The sequence below is a fragment of the Amphritea atlantica genome, assembly GCF_018860855.1.
Classification (GTDB): Bacteria; Pseudomonadota; Gammaproteobacteria; order Pseudomonadales; family Balneatricaceae; genus Amphritea; species Amphritea atlantica_A.
The window spans coordinates 246,279-270,642 of record NZ_JAHKQE010000023.1 but is presented as its reverse complement, the minus strand read 5'-3'; the positions used below and the strand labels follow the sequence as shown (position 1 = coordinate 270,642).

The following is a 24,364-nucleotide window of genomic DNA, read 5'->3' as shown; positions in this document are numbered from 1 at the left end:
AGAGGCTGATATAGAGGCTTAAGTGAGCACAGAACTGTGATATAAAACGGTTCCATCACTCTAGCGTTGATGGAACCGTTTAATGAGATAAACAGTCAGTTGTTAGGCTCTTGCCTCAGCCGTTAGAAGTGTTTGATTCTCGTCGTTTTTGCTCTTGGGCTTGGTGTGATAAACCACTCCGTTGGCTTCATCATTGAGGCCTTTTACGAAGGCGGCACACATAAAGAGAAGAACAATCGAGAACGGCAGGGCTGCTGCAATTGAGGCTGTTTGCAACGCTTTAAGCCCACCAGCCATCAGTAGTACGGCAGAGACTGCACCGAGACCAAGACCCCATATAATACGGAAGCGTTGCGGAGGATTTTTATCGCCGACTGAAAGGATGGTACAGATCACTAGGGTGCCGGAGTCCGCCGATGTGACGAACCAGGTGATGATCATGAAGGTTGCGAGTGCAGACATGGGCCATGTTAACCACTCCACGCCGATGGCCTCAATTGTTTTGTATAGCGCAAGAGTCATATCGTTATTAACAGCCTCAACGATACCACCAGCGCCGTACAATTCGATATGTAGCGCAGTGCCGCCAAAAATAACGATCCACAGGAATCCACCTAATGGCGGAATGGTTAACGCGGACAAGAGGAATTGACGAATCGTTCGGCCGCGGGAAATACGGGCAATGAACATCCCAACCAGAGGACCCCAAGATAACCACCATCCCCAATAGAATATTGTCCACCATCCTTGCCACTGGCGTTCAGGATTTGGATCAGTCCAAAATCCCATTGGAATCAAGTTCCACATGTAGTCGCCCACACTCGTGGTGAATAAACCGAGGATGAATACGGTAGGACCGGCCAGTAGGAAGAAAAGAATCAAGATAGCGCTGATGCGCATGTTCCAAATGCTGAGAAATTTAATACCTTTTTCAACACCTGAGACCGCCGATAATGTGCCGATCACTGAGATTACGGCAATCAGGATAACCTGCGTTGTCGTCGATATTTCGAGGTCGAATAGGTAGTTTAGCCCTGCGTTCATTTGGGATACACCCAAACCCAAGGTCGTTGCTGTACCGAATAATGTACTGAAGATAGCTAAGAGGTCGACGGCATGGCCTATCGGGCCATAAATACGATCACCTAAAAGTGGGTAGAGCGCTGAACGAATAGTGAGTGGCAGGTCTCGACGATAAGCGAAGTAAGCCAGAATCAGGCCGACCATGATATAGATAGCCCAGCCATGTAAACCCCAGTGAAATAGGGTAATGCGCATCGCCATCTGTGCGGCTTCAGCCGTACCGGCTGTGATACCGGCCATCTCTATAAAGGGATTACCCTGAAAGTGGAAGATTGGTTCAGCAATACTCCAAAATAAAATGCCAGTACCAATCGCACAGCTGAACAGCATCGAGAACCAAGTAATGAAGCCGAATTCAGGTTTTTCATCGTCTTTACCGAGTCGTAGATTTCCGAAACGACTGAAGGCTACCCAGATCGAGAAAAACAATACCAAGCTGACCACTGTAATGTAATACCAGCTCAGTGTTGCTTGAATCCAATTTTTAACATCGCTATAGATTCCATTAGCGAAATCTACATTGAGAACGGTGAATAGCACAAAGGCTAATACCATTGCTTTAGACGCGACGGCCATCCCTGGGTGTATCCCATGGAAGAAGCCTTCGCGAGCTATGATTTTTCCGGGCTGCATGTGGCATATCCCCTTAATTTTTCTTATTAATTGATGCTTGTTCTTACTTTCTTGCAAAGAGAGAAAGAGACAAACGCGGATAATCTTTTGTTGCTGTATTATGGTATACCATAATACAAATATGCGATCAAATGCTATTTCTTACCGTTAAAAGACTGGTTAGACCTACGAAAAAAAACAAAAGTATTATTTTTAAATCACGATTTGTTATGTATCTCTATGTTTTTAAATATAAAAAGTAATACCAGATTTATTTCTGGCTAGCTAAAGGGTTTAGGCTGGCAACGGTTAATATTGATTGGTAAATAATGTGACGGTTGGTGTGTTGTTCGAGCCGGAGTGGGCAACAATCGATGTTGTCGGCCCGGATAATACGGGCAAAGATGGCTAGGGGTATCAATACTAGTGAGCTTTCGTTAGCTTGGTAATGATGCAGCCATTGAGTGATAGGGTTTGTTTTACCCGAAGGTGATAAATCGCTTCAGCGAGTATTTAACAAAGTATTTATAACGTGCCTTATGTCATCGTCGGCTATGTAACAAGCTCTGAAATCGGTCAGAGCTTGTTTGTTGTATTTAGCAGGTATAAGCCTCGTTGTTATGAGGCTTTATGTGCTAGATATCACCCATGCAAATGTATTTAATTTCAAGGTAGTCATCTAAACCATACTTAGAGCCTTCGCGGCCTTGCCCTGACTCCTTCACGCCACCAAAAGGAATGACTTCAGAGCTGATAGACACTTCATTAATCCCGACCATACCGTAATCGATTGCTTCAGAAACTCGCCAAACACGGGAGATATCTTTAGTGAAGAGATAGGACGCCAGACCAAATTCGGTCGCGTTAGCCATCGCTATCGCTTCCTCTTCTGTACTGAAGGTGAAGATCGGTGCAACAGGGCCAAAAATTTCTTCCTTAGCTATCCGCATATCGCTACTTAGGTTCGCTAATACCGTGGGTTGGTAGAAGGTGTTCCCCATGGGATCTATTTTGCCACCGGTTGTCACTGTTGCACCTTTAGCTTGCGCATCAACAACAAGTGAATCAACGTTGGCGGCGGCTTTAGCCGTAATCAAAGGGCCTAATGTCGTCGAACTATCAAAGCCATTGCCTAGGCTAAATGTTTTTACTTTAGCGGTGAATTTTTCAACGAACATATCATAAATGCTGTCCTGCACGATAATGCGGTTGGCACAAATACAGGTTTGCCCGGCGTTGCGGTACTTCGCTGCAATAGCGCCGTCTACTGCTTTGTCCAAATCCGCATCGGCAAATACCAAAACGGGCGCGTTGCCGCCTAACTCCATGGATGTGCGTTTAACCGTTTGTGCACATTGCTGCATGAGCAATTTACCCACGGGGGTCGAACCGGTGAAAGTGAACTTTTTAACGATCGGGTTGGATGTTAGTTCAAAGCCAATTTCAGGTGCATTTAGTCCCACCACCACATTAAATAATCCGGCAGGTATGCCGGCTCTGTCGGCGAGTTCTGCGAGGGCCAGTGCTGATAACGGAGTTTCTGCCGCAGGCTTTAAGACAATAGCGCAACCTACTGCTAATGCCGGTGCGGCCTTGCGGGTGATCATTGCGTTGGGGAAATTCCAAGGTGTCACGGCAGCCACAACGCCAATGGGTTGCTTGATAACAATGGAGCGTCGATCCGCAGTGGTATTGGGAATAACGTCGCCATAAATACGCTTGGCTTCTTCGGCGAACCACTCAATGAATGATGCACCGTAGGCCACTTCTCCTTTAGATTCAGAGAGTACTTTGCCCTGTTCCGCGGTCATAATGGTCGCTAAGTCATCTTGGTTTGCGATGACTAAATCAAACCATTTTCTTAATAAAACAGAGCGTTCTTTAGCAGTCATTTTTTTCCAAGACTGCATAGCCTGTTCCGCCATCTCAATGGCATAACGTGTTTCTATGACACCTAGATCTGCCACCTTCGCGATAACATTGCCCGTTGCTGGGTCTGTTACATCAAAGGTTTTACCTGACTCAGCATCAATCCATTGGCCGTTGATATAGGCTTGTGTCTTTAATAATGAACTATCATTTAAATCTAAAATCGACATTTTTTATTTTACTCATCTATTTTTGTTAGGTTTGGTGGCCCGTGTTATCTATTAAGCGGCCACAGAATTATGCTTCGAAGCCTTTTATCAGGCGTCAAAATTCACGAGACAGCGCTAAGCTTTGCCCCAATATAGTTGGTGGTCGTTTTTAAGGTGCTGAGGCGCAGCGAATAGGTAAGCTTGTGCTGCGCCGTGTAAGGGGCAGGCCCTTTATGCTAAAAGCTCGAGTTCTTCGAGAACATCTCTGGCGATTCTGAAACACTCCACTCCTTGTGGCACGCCACAGTAAATGGCGATAACATGAATAGCGGATCGGATTTCATCAACAGATACACCATTGGTGATGGCACCACGCAGGTGGAGTTCCCATTCATGCATTTTTCCCAACGCTGCAATCATGGTGAGATTCATTAATGAACGGGTTTTTGCATCAAGGGTGTCATCGCCCCAGCCAAAACCCCAGCACCACTCGGTCATTGCTTCTTGGAACGGTAAATTAAAGGCATCAGCTTTAGCCAGATTCTTAGAGACGTAATCGTCGCCGAGTGTGGCTTTGCGTTTACTTAAACCCAATTCAAATCGTGCTTTATCCATTATGGCCTTCCGTTATATTAGTTTGGCTGCAATTTCAGCAGCCTCAGTAAGGTGCTTTTTACAAATTTCTTCGGCACGGTCGGCATCTTTCTGCTCGATCGCATCAATGATATTTAATAAATTAACAGGCCCTTTTGTTTTGCGGCCTGTGGAACTCAAAGTTAGTGCGCGTAATCTTGATATGCGCGCATTCAGACGCTCGACTAAATCCCAAGAAACGTGTTTTCCGCCCGTGGTGAAAATGAGTTTATAAAACTCAGTCGTTAGCTTGAGTGCTTGCATAACATCATCGTTTTGCAGACAAGTGGCAATCTGCTCGCGTAACTGATGTAACTTATCAATCACGGCTTTATCCGCATTTAAGGCGCAGCTTCGCACAGCAGAACATTCCAACATAATGCGAATATCATAAATCTCTTTTACTTCATCACGGCTGATCGTGGCGACAATAAAGCCAGCATTGGGTACACCCACGATTAACCGTTCGCTCTCTAAATGCCTAATGCATTCTCGTACCACCGTACGGCTAACACCCATACTCTCGCATAAAGTGCGCTCGACCAGCCTATCTCCCGGCTTGATGAGGTCGCTTGTGATTGCATCGCGCAGCGACTCTAAAGCATTTTCTTTCAGTGTTTTTGGTCTATCTACCTTTAACATACTGTCCATGATTCCATAAATTTAGACATGTAAAGCTCTCTTTATACAGCGGAGCAATAAGGCATCCAGATTACTATATTTCTGAACGTTTTGTTGCATGCGGTAAGATTATATGATTGTATACCATAATACAATAAACGTTGTTATTTCTCTGAGAGAGTATGAAATGAAGCCTGAAATTAGAAAAATAGTTAGTTTTGAAGAAGAAACCTTTATTGAAGGATTTAAAGAAGTCGAAACGCCTGTCCGCATGTTTGCGGTGGCTGCCGTGATTAAAAACCCATGGGCAGGTCGATATGTTGAAAATCTGCGCCCTGAAATTTTGGCTTACGGTCCTGTTTTGGGCCAAATACTGACCGATAAAATTAGTGCGATGGCCGGCGGCGCAACCAATATTGAAGCGTTCGGTAAAGCCGCTGTGGTTGGCCAAAATGGTGAGATAGAACATGCTTCTGCTTTGATTCATACACTTCACTTCGGCAATATTTTTCGCGAAGCAGTGCAAGCCAAGTCATTCTTATCGTTCACCAACACGCGTGGCCCTGCGAATGCGCCCATTATGATTCCTATGATGGACAAAAATGATGGCGGCCGTCGTTCACATTATTTGACGCTGCAATTTAATATTTCTGATGCACCGGGTCCCGATGAAGTCGTGATTGTGTTGGGCGGCGCTACCGGTGGTCGGCCTCATCACCGGATTGGTGATCGGTATCAGGAACTTCAGGAGTTAGGCCATGACATTGAAAACCCAGCAGCGGTTTAAGTCTGAGACCGGTCTTGCTTACTTCAAGACCGGCGTCGGCTCTCCGATTGTCTTAATACATGGTGTTGGACTGCGGGCAGAAGCTTGGCTTAATCAGGTGCCGGTACTGAGTGAGCATCACACGGTGTATGCCATTGACATGCCTGGGCATGGCGAAAGTGATTTGTTAGCTGATGCGGATGCTGGTTTAGATGAATACGTTGATCTCATCGCAACGTGGATCCAAGCTGAGATTAAAGAGCCCGTTATTATGATGGGGCACTCGATGGGATCTATGATTGCGCTTAACTTTGCGGCCCGTTATAGCGGGATCTGCAGCGGGGTAGCCGCGCTGAACTCTGTTTATCGGCGCAGCCCTCAGGCTAAGCAAGCCGTGCAACAACGCGCGCTTGATATGATTGAAAATCCAGTACTGAGTAATGTTACGACGCCCATTTCACGTTGGTTTGATGATAACGCTAAAGGGTTTGAAAAGCAGATGGCTAGCCTCTGTGAACAGTGGTTGCTCGCTGCACCGGCAAAGGGCTATGCCCGTGCGTATCAGATATTTAGCCAAAATGATGGCCCTAAAGATGAGGCGTTAGCATCGCTTGAAATGCCGGCAATCTTCATTACCGGGGAGGGCGATGCCAACTCCTCAGGGGACATGTCAAAGCGCATGGCAGCACTTTGTCCTGATGGACACTATGTCGTAATAGAGCATGCACGCCATATGGTACAGATGACTCATCCCGATGAAATTAACCAGTTACTCGTCAAATTTGTAAAGCAATGCTGCATAAAAATAAGGAATCAGTTATGACTAATATTGATACCCGAGAGCTACGTAATGCGTTTGGTTCATTCATGACCGGCGTCACTGTAGTCACGGCGATCAGTGACTCAGGTGAGAAAGTGGGTTTCACGGCTAATTCATTTACATCTGTTTCTGTGAATCCGCCCCTGTTATTGGTGTGTCCGGCTAATAATTTATCAAGCTTTGATATTTTTAATACCTGCCAGCACTTTGCTGTGAATATTCTGGCGGAAGACCAACAAGATATTTCCAATACCTTTGCCAGTGCTAAAGGTGATCGTTTCGAGGCTATCTCTTGGCACAGTGATGAACATGGTTGCCCAATTATTGACGATACGGTGGCGCACTTTTCCTGTTCGACCTATAGCAATAGCGCTGCAGGTGACCATATTCTGCTCGTTGGGCAGGTTAATGAGTTTGCCGCGAATGAAAAACTAGGGTTGGGTTATGCTAAAGGCGGTTATTTCAGTCTAGGGATGGAGCATCGAGCAGAGGAGCTTACCCATTCTCTCGATGGTGTGGTTGGCAGTATTATCGAATTTGATAATAAAGTGCTGCTAAGTCCCACGGATAAAGGCTATACCTTACCGCAAGTGGATATACGTTCTGATCAAGGCTCACAAAAAAGTATACGTTTATTCCTTGAAAGTCAGGGGTTAGATTGTGAAGTGGGTTCAGTCTATTCAGTCTATGAAAATCTAGACGCTCAAAAATTCACGACTTATTACCGAGCGAATGCCCTAAATGAGAAAACGGGTGAGCTGGGTGAATATATTGATATCGACCAGGTCTCGGATCTCAAGTTTGTTTCTTCTGATATACAAAGCATGTTGCAACGATTTGTTCTCGAAAAGCAAAACGGCGTGTTCCGTTTATATGTCGGTGATAATCAAACCGGCGACATCCACTAAATAAAACGGGAGTGATGTAATGAAGTTTTCGTTATTTGCACATATGGAACGGGTTGACGAAGAGCAAACACAGGTTCAGTTGTATGAAGAGTTTTTATCATTATGTGATATGGCTGATAAAGGCGGAATGTGTACGATATGGACCGGTGAACACCATGGGATGAATTTCACCATTGCACCGAATCCGTTTCTTAATTTAGTTGATTTAGCACACCGCACTAAGCATGTTCGTTTAGGTACGGGCACGGCGGTTGCACCCTATTGGAATCCTATAAAACTGGCGGGTGAAGCTGCCATGACGGATATTATTACGCAGGGCCGTTTAGAACTGGGTATTGCGCGGGGCGCATATTCCTTTGAGTATGAGCGCATGGTGCCGGGTATGGATGCTTGGGAAGCGGGTGAACGACTTCGAGAAATCGTTCCAGCGATCAAAGGCTTATGGGCAGGTAATCATACCCAAACAGGTAAACATTATAACTTTCCCGAAACGACGTCTGCGCCTAAGCCACTGACAGAAAAAGGCCCTCCTATCTGGGTAGCCGCAAGAGATATTAATAGCCATGAGTTTGCCGTTGAAAATGACTGCAATGTGCAAGTGACACCGTTGTGGCAAGGCTTGGATGAGGTAGAAGGCTTGATTAGTAAATTTAATCAGGCCTGCGAAACCTATAACAAACGCTCTAAAATTATGATTTTGCAACATGCCTATGTGGGTAAAGACGAAGCGGAATTGGCGCGTGCGGCCAAACAGTTAAACGAATTTTACTGCTATTTTGGTGCTTGGTTTAAAAATGAGCGTCCGATTGATCAAGGCTTAATTAAGCATTTGAGCCAAGCAGAAATTGATGCACATCCTTTCTATTCAGCTGAAAAAATACGTAAAGATCTAATGATCGGTACGTCGAAGCAAATTATTGATCGTTTGAAATATTATCAAGATTTAGGTTACGACGAATTTTCGTATTGGTCAGATTCAGGTATGGACCGGCAACAAAAAGAAACGTCGCTTGCGCGCTTCATTGATGAAGTAATGCCTGCATTTAGCTAAATTATTAATCGAGAAAAATGATGAAAAATAAAAATTTGCCTCATTACCAATTACTGATTGATGGCGCTTGGGTCGAAGGTGGTGATAACCAGGTTATGCACAGTAGTAATCCCGCAACAGGGGATGAATGGGCAACCTTTGCCTGTGCTAATAAAGAGGATGTTGATCGCGCGGTGAAAGCGGCGAGGCGGAATCTGAATGCCGGCCCTTGGGCGAGTATGAATGCGACTCAGCGGGGCGCACTGCTCTACCGCTTAGCGGATTTAGTCGAAAAAAACGCGCAGAAATTAGGCGAGATTGAGACGACGGATAGTGGAAAACTAGCGGCTGAGACGGTTAGCCAATCCAGTTATGTTGCCAGTTATTATCGTTATTATGCAGGCTTAGCCGATAAAATCGAAGGTGCAACACTGCCCATCGATAAGCCAGATATGCATGTATTTACCACGCCTGTACCAATTGGCGTTGTTGCTGCGGTCGTGCCTTGGAATGCACAGATGTTTTTAACGGCATCTAAATTAGGCCCTGCGTTGGCGGCCGGTTGTACGGTGGTATTAAAGGCATCTGAGTTAGCGCCAGCACCATTATTTGAACTGGGTAAGTTAATTCAAGAAGCGGGTATTCCAGAGGGTGTTGTTTCAATCATCACCGGTGATGCCGTGAATTGTGCTATCCCGTTAACATCACATCCGGATATTGATCGTCTTGCATTTACTGGAGGTCCCGAAACAGCTAAACATGTGATTCGTAATACTGCCGAAAACTTTGCCGTTACTTCTTTGGAACTGGGTGGTAAGTCACCGATCATTGTCTTCGATGATGCCGACTTGGAAAGTGCTGCCAATGGCCTAATTGCGGGTAATTTTGGTGCTTCTGGGCAATCTTGTGTGGCAGGCTCTCGGGCTTTTATTCAGCGTTCAATACTGGCAGAGCTATGCGATAAGATTGAACAAAAGGCCAAGCAGATTGTGATGGGCGATCCCCAATCGAGTCGTACCCATATCGGTCCTTTGTGTACGCTTGCGCAAGTTGAGTGTATTGAAACGACGTTGGCTAAGGCTGTTGAGCAGGGCGCTAATATTCGTTTTGGTGGTAAGCGTGCACCACAGTATGGATCAGAAAACTACTTTGAGCCGACAATGGTGGAGTGTCCGCACGATCAGATCGAAACACTTCAAACTGAGATGTTTGGTCCGGTAATGTCGATCGTTGCGTTTGATACGGAAGAAGAAGCCATCGCGATGGCAAATGACAGTATTTATGGTTTAGGTTCCGGCGTATTTACGCAGAATATTGCTAGAGCGCATCGCGTATCCAGCAAGATACAGTCTGGTATTTGTTGGGTAAATACTTATCGGGTCACATCACCGATTGCGCCTTTTGGTGGTATCAATCAATCGGGGTATGGCCGCGAAGCGGGTGTGCAGGCAGTGCTAGATTACGTTAGAACTAAAACCACGTGGATTAACACATCCTCCGAACCGATGAGTAACCCGTTCGTTATACGGTAATTTGTCGGTGCCGTTAGGTCTCTATTGCTTGCCATTATCAGCGACTCTCAATTGAGAGTCGCTTTTTATTATCTGTATTAAAGGGTTGTTAATGCGCCAGCTGCTATCTGTTCTGGGCGATAAACACCCGTATCAAGAATCCATCCACTGATCAATTTAGCGGGAGTAACATCGAACGCTGGGTTATAGACTGGGGTGTTATCTGGTGCCCAATTGACCTCGCCAAAACTGCCACTGACACCCTGAACTTCGGCGGGATTGCGCTGTTCGATAGGGATCGTACAGCCATCGGGACAGTTTGCATCGACGGTGGTGTAGGGGGCGACCACATAGAAGGGAACCTGATGGTAGTGGGCGATCACCGCCAGTGAATAGGTGCCGACCTTGTTGGCAAAGTCGCCATTGGCGGCGATGCGATCAGCCCCCACCAAAATCATATCGACCTTTCCTTGCGCCATCAGTAGGGCGGCCATATTATCGCAGATCAGCGTATGGGGGACACCGAGTCGATCCATCTCCCAAGTGGTTAAACGGCCACCTTGCAATAATGGACGGGTTTCATCGACCCAAACATGCAGTGCTTTACCTTGCTGTTTAACCGCGCCGATCACACCGATGGCGGTGCCAACCCCGGCGGTAGCGAGGCTGCCGGTATTACAGTGGGTTAAGATATTGGCGCCATCGGGAATCAGATCAGCACCTAAGTCTGCCATGCGTTGGCATAAGGCGATATCTTCATGAAACAGTTGTTCAGCACAGTGGCTTAGCGCTGTAGGGCCTTTATCCGCCAGTGTCGCCAGCATTCGGTCGATACAGATCATCAGGTTAACCGCTGTTGGTCTTGCCGCACGCAAGCGGTCGGCATCGCTGCGCAATGAAGTAGTGCTGGCGCCCTGTTCCGCTAGGTGGGCCAGTAACAGGCTTGCGCCGATACCAATTAACGGAGCCCCCCGAATCTGTAGCTTTTTAATCATCGTGATCATTGCATCGGCGCTATCGCAGGGTAGCCACTGTTCACGGTGGGGGAGTTGATGCTGATCGAGTATAAACAGCGTCCCTTGTTGATATTTTATACTGGTGGCCAATAGATCTTTCATGGGGATTACTCGGAAGACATTTAAGGCCGCCTAAGTTATCAGGAACCGTTGAGTCAGAAAAGGGGTATGCAGAGTCAAAACGATTTGCCACAATGCAACCATCTCATCAGCACGTGCTGTTTTGAGTTAAGCCCTTACATTGCTTTTTTATATAGCTGCGGAAACTACGATAAAAATGAGTTTTAGACAATTTTCATCTGATGCTGATGTGATCGCTTTTGCGCGCCAACACAGCGATCTATTGAGTGCCGGTGAACCTTTGCGGGTCGAGGAAATCGGTGATGGCAATATCAACTTTGTTTACCGGGTGTCCGGTGCCAGCACCAGCCTGATTATCAAACAAGCGCTGCCTTATATCCGTATTATTGGTGAGGGCTGGCCGCTGTCGCAGGACCGCATACGCATTGAAGCTGAAGCATTGCAGTTGGAGGCAAAGTATTGTCCCGATCTCGTGCCCGAAGTGTATCACTATGATGCCGAACAGTGCGCCATCGTGATGGAAGATATCAGCGCTTATGACAATCTTCGGAATGTGATGGTGGCCCGTCAGAAGCTGCCTTTGTTAGCGGAACATCTAGGCCGCTTTTTAGCCGATACCTTGTTTTATACTTCCGATCTGTATTTGGATGCCCATGCGAAAAAAGCGTTGGTGAAATCCTTTATAAACCCAGATCTCTGTAAGATTTCTGAGGAGCTGTTTTTCTGGGACCCGTACTGCGATCATGAGCGTAACAGTATCAATGAATACCTGCGCCAAGATGCTGAAAAGCTATGGCAGGATGAAGCACTGAAGCTGGAAGTCGCCCAGCTGAAGATGAAGTTCCTTAACCAAGCCGAGGCGCTGTTGCACGGTGATCTCCATGCGGGTTCGGTGTTTGCTAATACATCGGGCTGCAAAATTATCGATCCCGAATTTGCCTATGTTGGCCCAGCCGGTTTTGATATCGGTTCCATCATCGGCAACTATGTGTTGAATATTGCCGGGCAGTCTAATTTGCCGGGTGATCAGGCCGAGCGTCAAGACTATCAACAGTGGCTGCTCGATGGCATCAACATCCTGTGGAATACGATTGCGCAACGGTTTCGACAGCATATGCGTGATGAGACAACAGACCCGAGTCTGCAGCAAGCAGCATTTGCTGATTGGTACCTGTCGAGCTTGTTAGCCGATAGTTTGGGCTATGCGGGCACTGAAGTGATTCGTCGTACGATTGGTTTAGCCCATGTGCTTGATATTGAATCGATTGAGGATGCTCAACAACGGGCGGAATCTGAGCGCTTGGCACTGACATTGGGGCAACTGCTGATTAAAGAGCGCGCCAGCTTTAGCCATATTGAAGCACTGACCGCCAAGTTGGCGGAACAGCTATTTTGTCACTAGGGTAGGTATTAACAAGCCGTGGCTAGACCGCGGCTTGTATCGTGCTTTTGATAAAATTCTCAACAACGGCCATCCACCGGATGCCTGGGATCAATTGCTCAAAGAAGCCGAAGGCTATTTAGATCGATTGAATGAGGTTTGCCGTCAGCTATTAGGTTAAGGTTGTTAACCGCAAGGTCAGAATAGTACGAAGCCTAATAGGCAAATATCTGTCTCATAGAAAATGTCACACATATCGCGGAGCTGGCTTTTCTGCTGTTCTAACGGGTCGCATAGCGACGTTCTAGCTCGTTACTAGTCACAGCATTATTGTTTGAATGGTTTTGCTTCTACCTCCGTGTAAACTACCTCTGCTGTAAAAATTCGTTCTACGTAAAACTACGTAGTCTCTCTACGTATTATCACTTCTACCTGTGCGCAGTATCCCGAATAGGCGTGTTTAGGTTATTTCATCACACTGTATAGATGCTAGCGTTGTGTTTACATGGCGCTATCCGGTAGTGATCTCAGCCTGACGCTGTTTCAGGTTTCACTGCTTTTATAGATGCTCTCCCGCAAGGGGAGTTGCAAAGAGAGGATGATAATAACAATGTTAAAACTGAATTTTGCAAAGAAGCTAGTGACGATAGCGGCTTGCGCAACGATGCTAGCAAGCCCGTTGATGGCGGCTGAAAAAGTCTATCGCTTAAAGTTGGCGGAAACTTGGCCAACTAACTTCCCTGTGTTTGGCGATGCGCCTAAAAATATGGCTGCGCTGGCTGAACAGATGTCTAACGGCCGCTTAAAAATCACTATCGATTCAAAAAATAAGCACAAAGCACCGTTTGGTGTATTTGATATGGTGCGTTCAGGTCAGTATGACATGGGCCACTCGGCGTCTTATTACTGGAAAGGCAAGGTGCCAAACACTCTGTACTTCACCACGATGCCTTTTGGTATGACAGCACCTGAACAGTACGCTTGGTTTTACCATGGCGGCGGACAGGAACTGATGGATGAGGTGTACGGTAAGTACAATATTATGTCATTCCCAGGTGGTAACACCGGTAACCAGATGGGCGGTTGGTTCCAGAAAGAGATCAACTCTCTGGATGACCTTCAGGGTCTGAAGATGCGTATTCCAGGATTCGCCGGTGAAGTGCTGGCAAAGCTGGGCGCTAAGCCTACCAATATTCCACCGGGTGAGCTGTACACCGCGCTGGAACGTCGTACCATCGATGCGCTCGAGTGGGTTGGGCCATCACTGGATCTACGCATGGGCTTCCACAAGATTGCACCGTTCTACTATACCGGCTGGCATGAGCCTGCGACTGAACTTCAGTTCATGATCAACAAGAAGAAGTACGATTCTTTACCTGCTGATCTGCAACAGATTCTGAAGACGGCAATGCGTACCGCTGCGTATGACATGTATATCCAGTCATATCATCTGTCCAGCGAAAACTGGGCGACCATGAAGCAAGAGTTCCCGAATATCCAAGTGAAGTCATTCCCGCCAGAAGTACTCGCAGCGATGCGTACGGCGAACGACGAACTGCTGGCTGAGAAAGCAGCGGCTGATCCTTTGGCTAAGCGGATTCTCGAGTCTCAGGCTGAATATATGAAGAAAGTACGGGTTTGGACTGAGATCTCCGATAAAGCTTATCTGGATAACGTCAGTAACTGATCCAACCGAGTATAGCGATACAACAGAGCAGCCTGTACCTGATTTCAGGTGCGGGCTGCTGCGTTTTTAAAGAGTGGGAGTGATTATGTTATTAACCAGGCTAGAGCAGCTCTGTAATAGTTTTTCAGAACTATTGGGCAAAGTCTCTGCGCTGTTGTTCATCGTGATGCTATTCAATGTGTTTTTCGATGTCGTGATGCGTTATCTGTTCAATGATGTGTCGATCGGCATGCAGGAGTTGGAGTGGCATCTGTATGCAGCCGTATTTTTGTTAGGTGTGCCTTATACCCTGAAAACCGGTGGCCATGTTCGAGTCGATCTTATCTATGAGGGTCTCACGTCTAAAACTAAGGCTCTGATCGATATGTTTGGCGTTTTAATTTTATTGATGCCGTTCTGTGCGCTGGTGGGTTGGTACGGTGTTGGTTTTGCGATGGAAGCATATGACTTGGGGGAAACCTCAGGCGACCCCGGTGGTTTAGCTTATCGCTGGATTATTAAGGCGGTCATTCCGTTTGCGTTTTTCTCTATTGTTATTAGTGGTCTGGGCATGTTGCTCAAATCAATTAATATCCTGCTTGGCCATGGTCAGCCGGATAACTATCAACCCCCACAGCATTAAGAGGCACTGACAATGATTGGTATTGTAATGTTCTGTGTTGCGCTGTTGATGCTGCTAGTCGGTTTCCCAGTCGCGTTTACATTTGGTGGTGTCGCACTGCTGTTTGGTTTGTTTGCTGAAGGGCCTGAACTGTTTGCCTTTATGCCGTTCCGGATTCAAAGCATCATGGAAAACACCGTGTTGATGGCGGTGCCACTGTTTGTGTTCATGGGTATTGTGCTGCAACGTACCAAGCTCGCGGAACAACTATTGGAAGCGATGGCGAAGCTGTTTGGTGGCGTTCGCGGTGGTTTGGCGATCTCGACGGTGTTGGTCGGTGCGTTGCTGGCCGCCTCAACCGGTGTGGTGGGTGCCTCCGTGGTGGCGATGGGATTGATCTCATTGCCGGTGATGTTGAAATATAAGTATGACAAATCATTAGCCTGCGGCACCATCTGTGCATCAGGTACTTTAGGGCAGATTATACCGCCCTCTATTATTCTGATTATTTTGGGCGATGTGCTCGGTATTCCAGTGGGTGATTTGTTCAAAGCGGCGGTGGGTCCAGGCTTTATTTTGATTGGCCTCTATATTGTTTATATCCTGATTTATGCTTGGAGGAAGCCAGAAGCGGCTCCAGCCTTGCCGATGGATGAGGATGTTAACAGCAAGACCGAACAGTACGTTAAGGCGCTGAAGGCGATTGTGCCGCCATTGGCGCTGATTCTGATTGTGCTGGGGTCTATTTTTGCGGGTATCGCTACACCGACAGAATCCTCTGCCTTGGGTGGAGTGGGCGCGATCGCACTGGCAACTGTCTATGGTCAGTTTAGCTGGAAAATGGTATTTGATTCCGCGTCAGAAACGGTGAAAGTTACCGCGATGGTGTTTGCTATTCTGTTGGGGGCAACGGCGTTCTCGATGGCCTTTACCTATACGGGCGGCGATTATATTGTCGAAGAACTGCTATCGGATATGCCAGGTGGTGCCACTGGGTTCCTGATTCTTTCGATGCTGGCGATTATGGTGCTGGGCTTCTTTATCGACTTTGTTGAGATTAGCTTTATCATCGTGCCTATTTTGGCACCCGTGGCGGATGCTTTAGGGATTGCGCCGGTTTGGTTTGCCATTTTGATTGCGATGAACCTTCAGACCAGTTTCTTGACACCGCCGTTTGGTTTCAGTCTGTTCTATCTAAAAGGGGTCTCGCCGCCAGAGGTACGTACCGTTGATATTTACCGAGGTGTGATGCCGTTTATTGCGATGCAGGTGGCGGTGGTTATTTCGATACTGTTGTTCCCTGGTTTTTACGGTCTTAACTAAAAGGCCTTTTTAACACAACGGTTACCGATATACTGAGGTTAAAAATAGGCCGAAATTGACGCTATGAAACCCGTTGTGACATCGCTTAAAACGAAAATGCTACTGTTATCGATTATCCCTCTGATATTGGTAACAGTGGCGATTACCCTGATTAGCTTAAATCAGGCTCGGTTATTGTCCGAGCAAGAGATCAAAACCTTCGAAGAAAACCTGTTGGCGTCTAAGCGGCAAGAACTGCAACATTATGTTGATTTGGCGATGACCTCCATCGCTCATGTGGTTGCCGAAGCAGGGCCGGCTGATAGAGCGGCTGAAGCGGAAGTAAAACGAATTCTCCATAGCCTGACCTATGGTGATGATGGTTATTTCTTTGTTTACGATGGGAAAGGGGTCAGTTTAGTTCATCCTATTCAGTCGGAGTTGGTGGGTAAAAACCTTTTCGACCTACAGGACACTAACGGTGATTACGTGATTCGCAACCTGTTACGGTTGGCGAAGGAGGGCGGTGGTTTTCACCGTTATCTCTGGCGTAAACCCTCTAAAGGTGATCTGGAAGATAAGCTGAGTTATGTGGTTCAGATTCCCAAACTCAACTGGATGATGGGCACTGGGTTATATATTGATGATATTGCCAAAGAGGTCGCGACTACCCGTCTTAAAGTAACGCATAATATTCGCAATACTTTTTTCACGGTGGTGGCTATTTTGGCCGCAACGGTGGTGATTATTGCTTTATTAGCGTTGGGGCTGAATGTGCATACGTCTCAGTTGGCTGATACACGGTTACGCGAAGTTGCACATCGTTATGTACAGTTTCAAGTAAGTCAGCGGCGTAATTTTGCCCGAGAACTTCACGATGGCATTAACCAGTTGATGGTATCGGTTAAGTTTCGTATTGAGTTAGCCCGAGATAAACTTCAGCCGGAGGATACCAAGGCACGAGCTGAGTTAGAGCGTGGCAGTGAAGTACTCAATCAGGCGATTCAAGAGGTTCGGCGTATCTCTCATGATCTGCGGCCGATTCAACTGGATGATCTTGGCTTAGAGCCGGCGATCAAGGGGATGGTCGAAGAGTTTTCTGAACGTACAGGGGTTGTGTCGCAGTTGCGTTTAGAACTACCGCAGCAGCGTTTACCCGATGATATAGAGATTACCCTCTACCGTATTGGTCAAGAGGCGCTAATGAATATTGATCGGCATGCCAATGCGACGAATGTGAGTTTTCGGATCTGGCAGGATGAAAACTTAATCTGGATTGAGATCCGTGATGATGGTTATGGTTTTAATGTAACCGAAAAAAACGCTGAGGGGATTGGTCTGCTAAATATGCGAGAGCGTAGTGAATTGTTGAGTGGCCAGTTTAGTGTGCGAAGTAAGCCGGGTGGCGGAACACGTATCCGTGCAGGGTTCTCTCTAATATAGATGAGCAGGTACAGCTGATGACAGATAAAAAGATCCGAGTGGTGCTGGTGGATGATCATGCACTTGTACAGGAAGGTATTATTGCTCGGTTAGAGAATGAGTCCTCATTGGTGGTTGTTGGTGCGGCGAGTAATGGTGCCGAGGCTCTACCTCTCGTGGCGGAATTGAAGCCTGACGTGGTGTTGATGGATATCTCAATGCCAGTGATGAATGGCTTTGAGGCGACCGAACGGTTACACGCTGAGCAGCCGGATGTTCGGGTGCTTATCTTGACGATGCATGAAAGTCGTGAATATATACTGAAGCTGATTCAGTGCGGTGCCGCAGGCTATGTCTTGAAAGATGTGTCGGCCAGTGAGCTGGTTAACGCCATTAAAACGGTTTATAGCGGGGCAACGTACTTTAGTGCCGGTGTTTCTCAGTCGTTGTTTAGTCAGCCTGATTTGAAGTTGCAGAGTGATGAGGTACCTCAGCAGGATTCATTGACCTGTCGAGAAACAGAAGTGCTCCGTTTGCTTGCCGATGGTGCTAGCAATAAAGAGGTGGCGCGGCAGTTAGATATCTCCGTAAGAACGGCGGAAACCCATCGCCAGAATATTAAAAACAAGCTAGATCTACATACCGCGGCCGGTTTGGTGCGTTATGCGATCGAACATAATTTGATCAATTGAGATCTATGTAAGCCTTCTTGGATCTCGCGGATCGAACGTGACCCTCATGACCTTAGTTGAGCGCGTGAAACTCGTAAAATATTGTCACGATCCATTGAATAAACCCATGCAGAGCAAGCTGTGAGGTTTTTCTGTTGTTTGGGTGAGCCATGAGGAAAGAGCCGTCGATGTTGAGTCTATAACCCTAGTTAGGGACAGTCACGCCTATCTCCGGTTTTTGCTACGGCAAGCGCTAGCCGTTGTGCTGTCATGGCTATAGATTAACTAACTGAACCATCAGCCTGTGTTTATAGGGGATTGGGCAAAGAGGACGATTGAAAAATGTTAACAATGGGAACCTAGCGCTTGGCTAGGTCGCTTTCGAGTTCGGAAGAATTCCATTCAATGTGTTCTTGCATCGCCTCACGGGCAAGATCGCTCAGGAGTATTTTCATTTCTTCATCAGGCAACAGATCTTCTATTAGCAAGGTTTGAACATCTTGGTAGAGATCCAACATATTTTCAAAGCCCGCAGTGACGGCTTGATAGTTTGCCAATTCCAGCCATAAGGCAATAATACCGCCAAGCATAACCAATAACTGAACAACCAACATAAACAGAAAATTCCACTGACACCAGTACTGCACCATAAGGTTGCTGGTTGACGAAATCATAGTACAGCGACTGGAGATATCCCAAAGGGAAGTATCTGGGTAAATAATCAGCATGGAAAGCTGCATTAGAAACATTCCCACTCCTATGGTTATAGCGAGACCAAGAATTAACTTGGAATATCCTGACAGTCGCTTCATAGCCATTTTGGGGTGGGCGTGTAACCATGAAAATGACTTTTTTAACACTGAGGTGTTAGCTATCAGTTTATGTTGCAAATAGTTTATTTGATCATCAATCCAATACTTTCTTATTTCGTCTACGTTTAGGCTGATGTTTTTCTGCCACCATATCAATTCCCCTGTATGAATGGCTTGGGTCACAATGGGGAAGGTAGCGCGATACCGGCGCGGCATGATGGGTTTATGGGAAGGGCGCACGCCGCCTAAATTGAGAAAGCAACGCAACCGTAGTGCTTCTGCTACCATGCGGTTTAATTGATAGTGCCATTTATATCTAGCCTTTTTTGACCAGTGAATTAATACTGCCGCTAACGTGACGAGCGCGAGAATAGCAAAAGTAAGAGCGGTGCCTACAAAGGTATTTAGCAAGTTTGACACTAATTCGTAGGCCATCAAGGCGAAAAAAGCGACACCAATAAAACAGATTAATTGTCGACGATAGCGTTTTTGTGCCGTTATGGCGGCTAAATCGGCTTCGGCGAAAATCCCGGCTGCTCGTCCAAGTCCTTTAGTAATCACGTTATCGATTTTAGGGGGCGCTGGGGCTCGCCGTGAATTAAAGTGCCGTATTTGTTCAATTAATGCGGAAAATTCCTGGCGAAGGCTCTGAGATAACGGCACCGGTGCGGAAGGCTTACCACCATGACAAATATAGATTGAGGTTGCAGTCTCTGTTTTTCCACTCTGCCATTGTTGGAAGTTGGCTGTTATGAGTTCACCGTCATACTGGCGTTGTCGATCAACGTAAATATGGTGCACTACGCCGCCATTTTGACCATCAAAGCGACTAATACTGCGCAAGCTTGGATGAAGACGGCTTTGTAATGCCGGGGTTAAACCACATTTCATTTTCACCACGTCGGCTGTGCCGCCTTTACTGCTTGAATCACAGCCATCCCATGCCGCAAGCAGTACGTTACAATAACGGCTCAGAAACGCGCCTTGATTGAGATAAAGTGTATTGCGCAGCGTGCCATATTCCATGTCGTGATAGGCAAAATGGCATTCTTCGTCAGAGAGTTCCGGGGTCACCACAATCAAATTATGCTGATACTTTTTTAAATAAAACTCATAACAAATTTGGCTTTGTTTATCATCGGGCGCAAAGTCCTTAATAAAATGCTCCGCAGGCATAGGTAAGACCGGTATCACATCGGTATTTAAGCTAGACCATTCGGATTTTTCTTCCATCAATGATTCAATGGCTTGTATGGCAAGGAGATCGGGCCCTTTAGCCATCCCTGTTAGCAGCCATATAGGGGTATCCTCACCCACCTCTTTACGCCATTTTTCCAGTGCATCTTTGATTTTTTCGATTAGCTTTTCTGGGGGGGCGTGACCACCTTGTTCATCGCACACTACCGCATCACGATGCCCTGTGATGCCAATTAGCAAAGGAAGTTTCTTTGTCATTATTGAAAGGGGAATCTGTAGAGCAGAGGCTTCGAGACTGTGCCGTCTATCCAGGCGATTTGGACAAACAAGGGGCTTGCAGGCCAAGAGTATTGGAAGATAGGCGAAGTTTGCGTACTATGCCTTTTCTTCCATGTGGTATTAATCTGCAATGTTGACGGTTCGCTGAGTCGTTGCTCCAGGGTGTATTCGGTGGAATTAACGGGGGTGCCAAATGACAGCGAACTGCCTGAGGACGCAGGGGCTTCGCTTTTTTCTTTTTCATATAAATGCTGACGATTTGTTTCCATGTGTGCAATGAGCGGTGCCATATCATCGTTAGAAATAGAGAGCATTTGGCGGGCATCAAAGCCAATGTAAATGTCGTCAATAAGATCAATATCATCTTGAGTGGCATGAAGCCACGCAAAACGGCAGCCGTATCCATTGCAGTCAATGAGCGAGGTAGGATTGGATTTTATTTTGTCCAAACGAGCTTTTGCCATCACTTCTTTATAGGCAAAACGATAGTGATAGGTGGCTTTATCTCCCTCATTATCAATATAGGTGACGTCAAATTCATTGGCTTCGGCGATTTCGTTAGCATTAATGTCGTCAGAGATAAAAAAGCCACGATTAAGCCCCATGGTATTGTCGACACCAGGGTATTGGCTCCAACTGATTTGGCTAAACTGTTTTGAACTGACAGGAGCGATCACTTTATTTATGATATTCATAGAATTAGATAAATAGAGTGCCGGTGCGTTTTTATCGTCACTGATTAGTTTGTGTGCAAACGTTGCGTTTCCATCGTATTGGGTTTTTTTAACGCTACTTTTATCACCGTCGGTAAAAGTGAATTGATAGAACAGATTTTTGGATAGCCGGGGTACTAAAACGATCAGTTGCCCCTTTTCATCCACGTGTACGGCCAAATCTCCTTTTGTTTCTATGGGATCCAGGAGGAGGGAGCTATCAAGCTGATCTTCACGATACCCAAAGGCGATTTCTTTTACGGTGGTTTGCAGCTTGGCGTAGGTTTCAAATTGTGGAAATTGACCAATCTGGCACAGCATTAATCCTGAAGCGTAGTTTAACGTGAAATTGCATTTTAACGGCTGTGTGCTAGTTAGTTTTTCTTTGAGTTTGCTTGTGCTTTCTCGCTTACCTTCGTTCATTAGCAACGCAATTTGTGGTGTCGAAAAGGTCATTTTGTCACTGGTAATGCCCTTTTCTAAATCATGAAGTGTGACGGAAACTTGTGTTGCAGCGGGCAAACTGTCATCAATTTTTATCTTTGCGTTTGTTAAATTTTGGATGGTTTTGGTGTGTTGGCCGTTGTCAAATTCAAAGATAATTTCAAATTGCTTTTTGTGAACGGCCGGATTCATCATTAATTTTCCGCTAAATCCATCCAACGTTAATGTGATTGGGCTTGTACTGTATGCGCGGGTCACCTTTATCGCGAACATATCGGCGTCTACGTCCTGTATCGATTCTAAAGCCGCTGGCGGGTTGGGTGAGGATGGCCACTGTATGAAAAAAGTGATAGCGAAAAAAAGGAGAATGGCCGTTGAAATAACGCCGAGCATATTTTGTTTGGTGAAACGCGATATGCGAGCGATCAAGCTTGGGCTTGGGATGCTTGCCATATCTACATTGGTGTTGTTGATTTCCGCGACGATGGCTTGTAGCTTTTGAGGGTAATCAGGGGCCCACTTATCTACCCAATGCGGAAGCCCGAGAAAAAGCTCTAAAGAACGCGGTACAGCAACTTCTTCCAAACGGATCGTGAACACTTTGCGGTTGTAGCTGGTGGCCCGTTCTACTTCACGTTTAACATAAATTGAATTTTCGACATGTTCAGAGAGTAATAAAATAAGACTCTTGCTATTGACTACCCCTTCAATAATCTCTTCTGAATAGTCTCTGCTAGGGCGGACATTTCGCGAGGCTATCCAGCATGCAAACCCCTGTTCTTCCAAATACCGACAAAGCTCATCGGCTTCATTTTGATTTTGTGACGCATAACTGATAAACGCATCGTAAAAAGGGGGATTGCTTTGTTCGGATGACATACAGAGTCCATTCGTCATAAATGCAGAATATCAGTCTTCCATTTAATTGTTCAACAAACAACCTTTTTTTACAGGCGAGTTGGCGGGAATCATGTGAGTTCGCGCCATAGGTAATCCTCCCCTTTTTAATAGGCGCTAAAAATGAACCCAAAAAGCCTGAGGCTTTTGGGTCCATTTAGCTTAGCGTTGGTTGTTTTCTATGTGCTCTGAACCATGTGCGTCTCTCATAACGCTTATTAGCCCGAGTGATCTCTAATCCGTATGGCGGTCGAACCCTAGGGCAATCAATCATACCGTATCAGCCTATGTAGGCCAGTGGTGTCATGGTGCTCCACAGAAACACGGTGGCGGCTCTTAGCCCTACGAGAATGATTAAGCCTACCGTTAGAATCGAGATACAGAACATAAATCCCCGCTCTTCCGGTATTTTCATAATGATGGGCACACCTGTAAATAGCAGATAGGTGCTATACGCGAGGGCTAACATGCCGACGGCAACACAGAACCAGAGCATCGGATATAACCCCGCAAAACCGGATAGCAAGAGTGGTGCGGCGGTATATAGAGTCAGGTTCATACAGCGTTCTAATGATGCATGGCCGCCGTATGTTTTTTCCATCCAGTGAATGGCGAAGCTCATTACGCCGAGCGCCAAGCAGGTTGCCAGATAAAAGGCGAATGCAGAATTGATGGCGCTGATTAAACTCAGTTTTACAACGTCTCCGCCGAGGATCAGACTCCAGCCAATTTGTGTCGTCCCGACAAATAGAGAGGCTGCAGGTATCAACGCCAACAGTGCCAGTTTAAACAATACCTCGGTGGTACCTTTTAATTGTTCATCCCGTAGATGCTGCATGGCTAGACTGGGGTGATAGAAAAGTTCAGACATCGATTTTAGGGTCATGATCGTCACCTGTTTGGTTGCTTAGGGCAAGTCTGTTACGTCACTCTCTTAAGAGTAGATCAATAAATGGATAATCTGTACTGGCGAGGGGAATGAGAACTGTATCTGGCTAAAGGGTATCAGCGTTATATATGCTAATGGAACAGCGATGAGGAGGCGGAGATGAAAACAATCGGTTTATTGGGTGGCATGAGTTGGGAGTCGACCGCGAGTTACTATAAAGCGATCAATCAAGAGGTTAAAGCCCAGTTGGGTGGCTTACACTCCGCCAAGCTGGCGATGTTGAGTGTCGATTTCGCCGAAATCGAGCGGTTACAGCAACAGGGCGATTGGCAGCAGGCGGGGGGTATTTTGGCACAAGCCGCTCAGGCGGTTGAGGCCGCGGGGGCGGATTTTTTTCTGATCGGTACCAATACCATGCATAAAGTTGCCCCGCAGATCGAAGCGGCGGTGTCGATTCCTTTGCTGCATATTGCTGATGCTACTGCCGCACAGCTAAAAGCCGACAACATTACAACTGTCGGGTTATTGGGCACCCGTTTCACTATGGAGCAGGATTTCTATCGCGGGCGGTTAACGGATAATCATGGCATCGAGGTACGGGTGCCGGATGAAGATGCTCGACAGTTGGTGCATAACATTATTTATGATGAACTCTGCCAAGGGCAGGTCAGCGATAGTTCTCGCCAAGCCTATGTCGATATTATTGCGGAGTTGGCTAAGCAGGGGGCGCAGGCGGTGATTCTTGGATGTACCGAGATTGCGCTGTTGGTGAATCAGGCGGATACCTCGGTGCCTTTATATGATACTACCGCCATCCATTCAGCGGCGGCGGTTAGCTTAGCGTTGAGTTAATCGCTTAGGTGCGTAGTGACTTAGGTGCTGACCTAGGTGCTTACTCTTAGGTACTTAC

The 24,364-nt window shown here is 46.6% G+C and carries 21 protein-coding genes; 13 read left to right on the top strand and 8 right to left on the bottom strand.

The window, feature by feature from the left end; genetic code table 11:
• Positions 1-102: 102 nt before the first annotated feature.
• The 4 genes from KO512_RS11400 to KO512_RS11385 all read right to left on the bottom strand — a co-directional run bounded on the left by KO512_RS11400 (position 103) and on the right by KO512_RS11385 (position 5,048).
• Positions 103-1,716: a BCCT family transporter gene (locus tag KO512_RS11400; protein WP_215952470.1), complete on the bottom strand. Its 1,614-nt coding sequence runs from the start codon at positions 1,714-1,716 to the stop codon at positions 103-105.
• 614 nt (positions 1,717-2,330) lie between these two features.
• The gene (locus KO512_RS11395; protein WP_215952469.1) at positions 2,331-3,794 is read right to left on the bottom strand and encodes an NAD-dependent succinate-semialdehyde dehydrogenase; all 1,464 of its coding nucleotides are present in this window, start codon (positions 3,792-3,794) and stop codon (positions 2,331-2,333) included.
• Between the two features lie 210 nt (positions 3,795-4,004).
• The gene (locus KO512_RS11390) at positions 4,005-4,388 is read right to left on the bottom strand and encodes a carboxymuconolactone decarboxylase family protein (protein WP_215952468.1); all 384 of its coding nucleotides are present in this window, start codon (positions 4,386-4,388) and stop codon (positions 4,005-4,007) included.
• Positions 4,389-4,400: 12 nt separating this feature from the next.
• A complete protein-coding gene (locus KO512_RS11385; RefSeq protein ID WP_215952467.1) occupies positions 4,401-5,048 on the bottom strand; it encodes a GntR family transcriptional regulator in 648 nt (215 codons plus the stop codon).
• Between the two features lie 166 nt (positions 5,049-5,214).
• On the opposite strand from KO512_RS11385, the gene KO512_RS11380 reads away from it, so the two are divergent.
• Genes KO512_RS11380 through KO512_RS11360 form a run of 5 tightly spaced genes read left to right on the top strand, consistent with a single transcriptional unit; the run spans position 5,215 to position 10,083 of the window.
• Positions 5,215-5,814, top strand: coding sequence for an amino acid synthesis family protein (locus KO512_RS11380; RefSeq protein WP_215952466.1), 600 nt, complete (start codon positions 5,215-5,217; stop codon positions 5,812-5,814).
• Entirely contained in the window at positions 5,786-6,616 is an 831-nt protein-coding gene (locus KO512_RS11375) for an alpha/beta fold hydrolase (protein ID WP_215952465.1), read from the top strand. Before KO512_RS11380 ends, KO512_RS11375 begins: the two co-directional genes overlap by 29 nt.
• On the top strand, positions 6,613-7,521 hold the full coding sequence (locus tag KO512_RS11370; protein WP_215952464.1) for a flavin reductase family protein: 909 nt from the start codon (positions 6,613-6,615) through the stop codon (positions 7,519-7,521). The genes KO512_RS11375 and KO512_RS11370 overlap by 4 nt, the downstream gene beginning before the upstream one ends.
• A gap of 19 nt (positions 7,522-7,540) precedes the next feature.
• A complete protein-coding gene (locus tag KO512_RS11365; RefSeq protein ID WP_215952463.1) occupies positions 7,541-8,572 on the top strand; it encodes an LLM class flavin-dependent oxidoreductase in 1,032 nt (343 codons plus the stop codon).
• 20 nt (positions 8,573-8,592) lie between these two features.
• Positions 8,593-10,083: an aldehyde dehydrogenase gene (locus KO512_RS11360; RefSeq protein WP_215952462.1), complete on the top strand. Its 1,491-nt coding sequence runs from the start codon at positions 8,593-8,595 to the stop codon at positions 10,081-10,083.
• A 77-nt stretch (positions 10,084-10,160) separates the two neighbouring features.
• Here the strand turns inward: KO512_RS11360 and mtnA are convergent, their stop codons facing one another.
• Positions 10,161-11,180, bottom strand: coding sequence for an S-methyl-5-thioribose-1-phosphate isomerase (gene mtnA / locus KO512_RS11355; protein ID WP_215952461.1), 1,020 nt, complete (start codon positions 11,178-11,180; stop codon positions 10,161-10,163).
• Between the two features lie 175 nt (positions 11,181-11,355).
• On the opposite strand from mtnA, the gene mtnK reads away from it, so the two are divergent.
• From mtnK to KO512_RS11325, 7 genes are all read left to right on the top strand, one after another.
• Positions 11,356-12,561 carry an S-methyl-5-thioribose kinase gene (gene mtnK, locus KO512_RS11350; RefSeq protein WP_215952460.1) on the top strand — a complete coding sequence of 402 codons (1,206 nt, stop codon included), beginning with the start codon at positions 11,356-11,358 and terminating at the stop codon, positions 12,559-12,561.
• 34 nt (positions 12,562-12,595) lie between these two features.
• Positions 12,596-12,721, top strand: coding sequence for a hypothetical protein (locus KO512_RS20310; protein WP_289847234.1), 126 nt, complete (start codon positions 12,596-12,598; stop codon positions 12,719-12,721).
• Positions 12,722-13,150: 429 nt separating this feature from the next.
• On the top strand, positions 13,151-14,227 hold the full coding sequence (locus KO512_RS11345) for a TRAP transporter substrate-binding protein (RefSeq protein ID WP_215952459.1): 1,077 nt from the start codon (positions 13,151-13,153) through the stop codon (positions 14,225-14,227).
• A gap of 85 nt (positions 14,228-14,312) precedes the next feature.
• On the top strand, positions 14,313-14,849 hold the full coding sequence (locus KO512_RS11340; RefSeq protein WP_215952458.1) for a TRAP transporter small permease subunit: 537 nt from the start codon (positions 14,313-14,315) through the stop codon (positions 14,847-14,849).
• Between the two features lie 12 nt (positions 14,850-14,861).
• On the top strand, positions 14,862-16,151 hold the full coding sequence (locus tag KO512_RS11335; RefSeq protein WP_215952457.1) for a TRAP transporter large permease: 1,290 nt from the start codon (positions 14,862-14,864) through the stop codon (positions 16,149-16,151).
• Between the two features lie 63 nt (positions 16,152-16,214).
• Positions 16,215-17,573: a cache domain-containing protein gene (locus KO512_RS11330; protein WP_215952456.1), complete on the top strand. Its 1,359-nt coding sequence runs from the start codon at positions 16,215-16,217 to the stop codon at positions 17,571-17,573.
• Between the two features lie 17 nt (positions 17,574-17,590).
• Positions 17,591-18,244 (top strand): response regulator transcription factor, encoded by a 654-nt coding sequence (locus tag KO512_RS11325; protein ID WP_215952455.1) that lies wholly within the window; start codon positions 17,591-17,593, stop codon positions 18,242-18,244.
• 338 nt (positions 18,245-18,582) lie between these two features.
• Here the strand turns inward: KO512_RS11325 and KO512_RS11320 are convergent, their stop codons facing one another.
• From KO512_RS11320 to KO512_RS11310, 3 genes are all read right to left on the bottom strand, one after another.
• Positions 18,583-20,490, bottom strand: a complete 1,908-nt coding sequence (locus tag KO512_RS11320) for a hypothetical protein (RefSeq protein ID WP_215952454.1) — start codon at positions 20,488-20,490, stop codon at positions 18,583-18,585.
• Positions 20,490-22,547: a toll/interleukin-1 receptor domain-containing protein gene (locus KO512_RS11315; protein WP_215952453.1), complete on the bottom strand. Its 2,058-nt coding sequence runs from the start codon at positions 22,545-22,547 to the stop codon at positions 20,490-20,492. The genes KO512_RS11320 and KO512_RS11315 overlap by 1 nt, the downstream gene beginning before the upstream one ends.
• A 298-nt stretch (positions 22,548-22,845) precedes the next feature.
• Positions 22,846-23,451: a Yip1 family protein gene (locus tag KO512_RS11310; RefSeq protein ID WP_215952452.1), complete on the bottom strand. Its 606-nt coding sequence runs from the start codon at positions 23,449-23,451 to the stop codon at positions 22,846-22,848.
• A 162-nt stretch (positions 23,452-23,613) separates the two neighbouring features.
• On the opposite strand from KO512_RS11310, the gene KO512_RS11305 reads away from it, so the two are divergent.
• Entirely contained in the window at positions 23,614-24,306 is a 693-nt protein-coding gene (locus KO512_RS11305; RefSeq protein ID WP_215952451.1) for an aspartate/glutamate racemase family protein, read from the top strand.
• Positions 24,307-24,364 lie beyond the last annotated feature (58 nt).

Excerpts from the sequence above, each read along its gene's own strand:
- KO512_RS11315 (WP_215952453.1), bottom strand. The coding sequence starts at position 22,547 with ATGTCATCCGAACAAAGCAATCCCCCTTTTTACGATGCGTTTATCAGT.
- mtnA (WP_215952461.1), bottom strand. The coding sequence starts at position 11,180 with ATGAAAGATCTATTGGCCACCAGTATAAAATATCAACAAGGGACGCTG.
- KO512_RS11390 (WP_215952468.1), bottom strand. The coding sequence starts at position 4,388 with ATGGATAAAGCACGATTTGAATTGGGTTTAAGTAAACGCAAAGCCACA.
- KO512_RS11325 (WP_215952455.1), top strand. The coding sequence starts at position 17,591 with ATGACAGATAAAAAGATCCGAGTGGTGCTGGTGGATGATCATGCACTT.
- KO512_RS11335 (WP_215952457.1), top strand. The coding sequence starts at position 14,862 with ATGATTGGTATTGTAATGTTCTGTGTTGCGCTGTTGATGCTGCTAGTC.
- KO512_RS11360 (WP_215952462.1), top strand. The coding sequence starts at position 8,593 with ATGAAAAATAAAAATTTGCCTCATTACCAATTACTGATTGATGGCGCT.
- KO512_RS11310 (WP_215952452.1), bottom strand. The coding sequence starts at position 23,451 with ATGACCCTAAAATCGATGTCTGAACTTTTCTATCACCCCAGTCTAGCC.
- KO512_RS11340 (WP_215952458.1), top strand. The coding sequence starts at position 14,313 with ATGTTATTAACCAGGCTAGAGCAGCTCTGTAATAGTTTTTCAGAACTA.
- KO512_RS11305 (WP_215952451.1), top strand. The coding sequence starts at position 23,614 with ATGAAAACAATCGGTTTATTGGGTGGCATGAGTTGGGAGTCGACCGCG.
- KO512_RS11380 (WP_215952466.1), top strand. The coding sequence starts at position 5,215 with ATGAAGCCTGAAATTAGAAAAATAGTTAGTTTTGAAGAAGAAACCTTT.
- KO512_RS11365 (WP_215952463.1), top strand. The coding sequence starts at position 7,541 with ATGAAGTTTTCGTTATTTGCACATATGGAACGGGTTGACGAAGAGCAA.
- KO512_RS11345 (WP_215952459.1), top strand. The coding sequence starts at position 13,151 with ATGTTAAAACTGAATTTTGCAAAGAAGCTAGTGACGATAGCGGCTTGC.
- KO512_RS11330 (WP_215952456.1), top strand. The coding sequence starts at position 16,215 with ATGAAACCCGTTGTGACATCGCTTAAAACGAAAATGCTACTGTTATCG.
- mtnK (WP_215952460.1), top strand. The coding sequence starts at position 11,356 with ATGAGTTTTAGACAATTTTCATCTGATGCTGATGTGATCGCTTTTGCG.
- KO512_RS11375 (WP_215952465.1), top strand. The coding sequence starts at position 5,786 with ATGACATTGAAAACCCAGCAGCGGTTTAAGTCTGAGACCGGTCTTGCT.
- KO512_RS11385 (WP_215952467.1), bottom strand. The coding sequence starts at position 5,048 with ATGTTAAAGGTAGATAGACCAAAAACACTGAAAGAAAATGCTTTAGAG.
- KO512_RS11400 (WP_215952470.1), bottom strand. The coding sequence starts at position 1,716 with ATGCAGCCCGGAAAAATCATAGCTCGCGAAGGCTTCTTCCATGGGATA.
- KO512_RS11395 (WP_215952469.1), bottom strand. The coding sequence starts at position 3,794 with ATGTCGATTTTAGATTTAAATGATAGTTCATTATTAAAGACACAAGCC.
- KO512_RS11370 (WP_215952464.1), top strand. The coding sequence starts at position 6,613 with ATGACTAATATTGATACCCGAGAGCTACGTAATGCGTTTGGTTCATTC.
- KO512_RS11320 (WP_215952454.1), bottom strand. The coding sequence starts at position 20,490 with ATGACAAAGAAACTTCCTTTGCTAATTGGCATCACAGGGCATCGTGAT.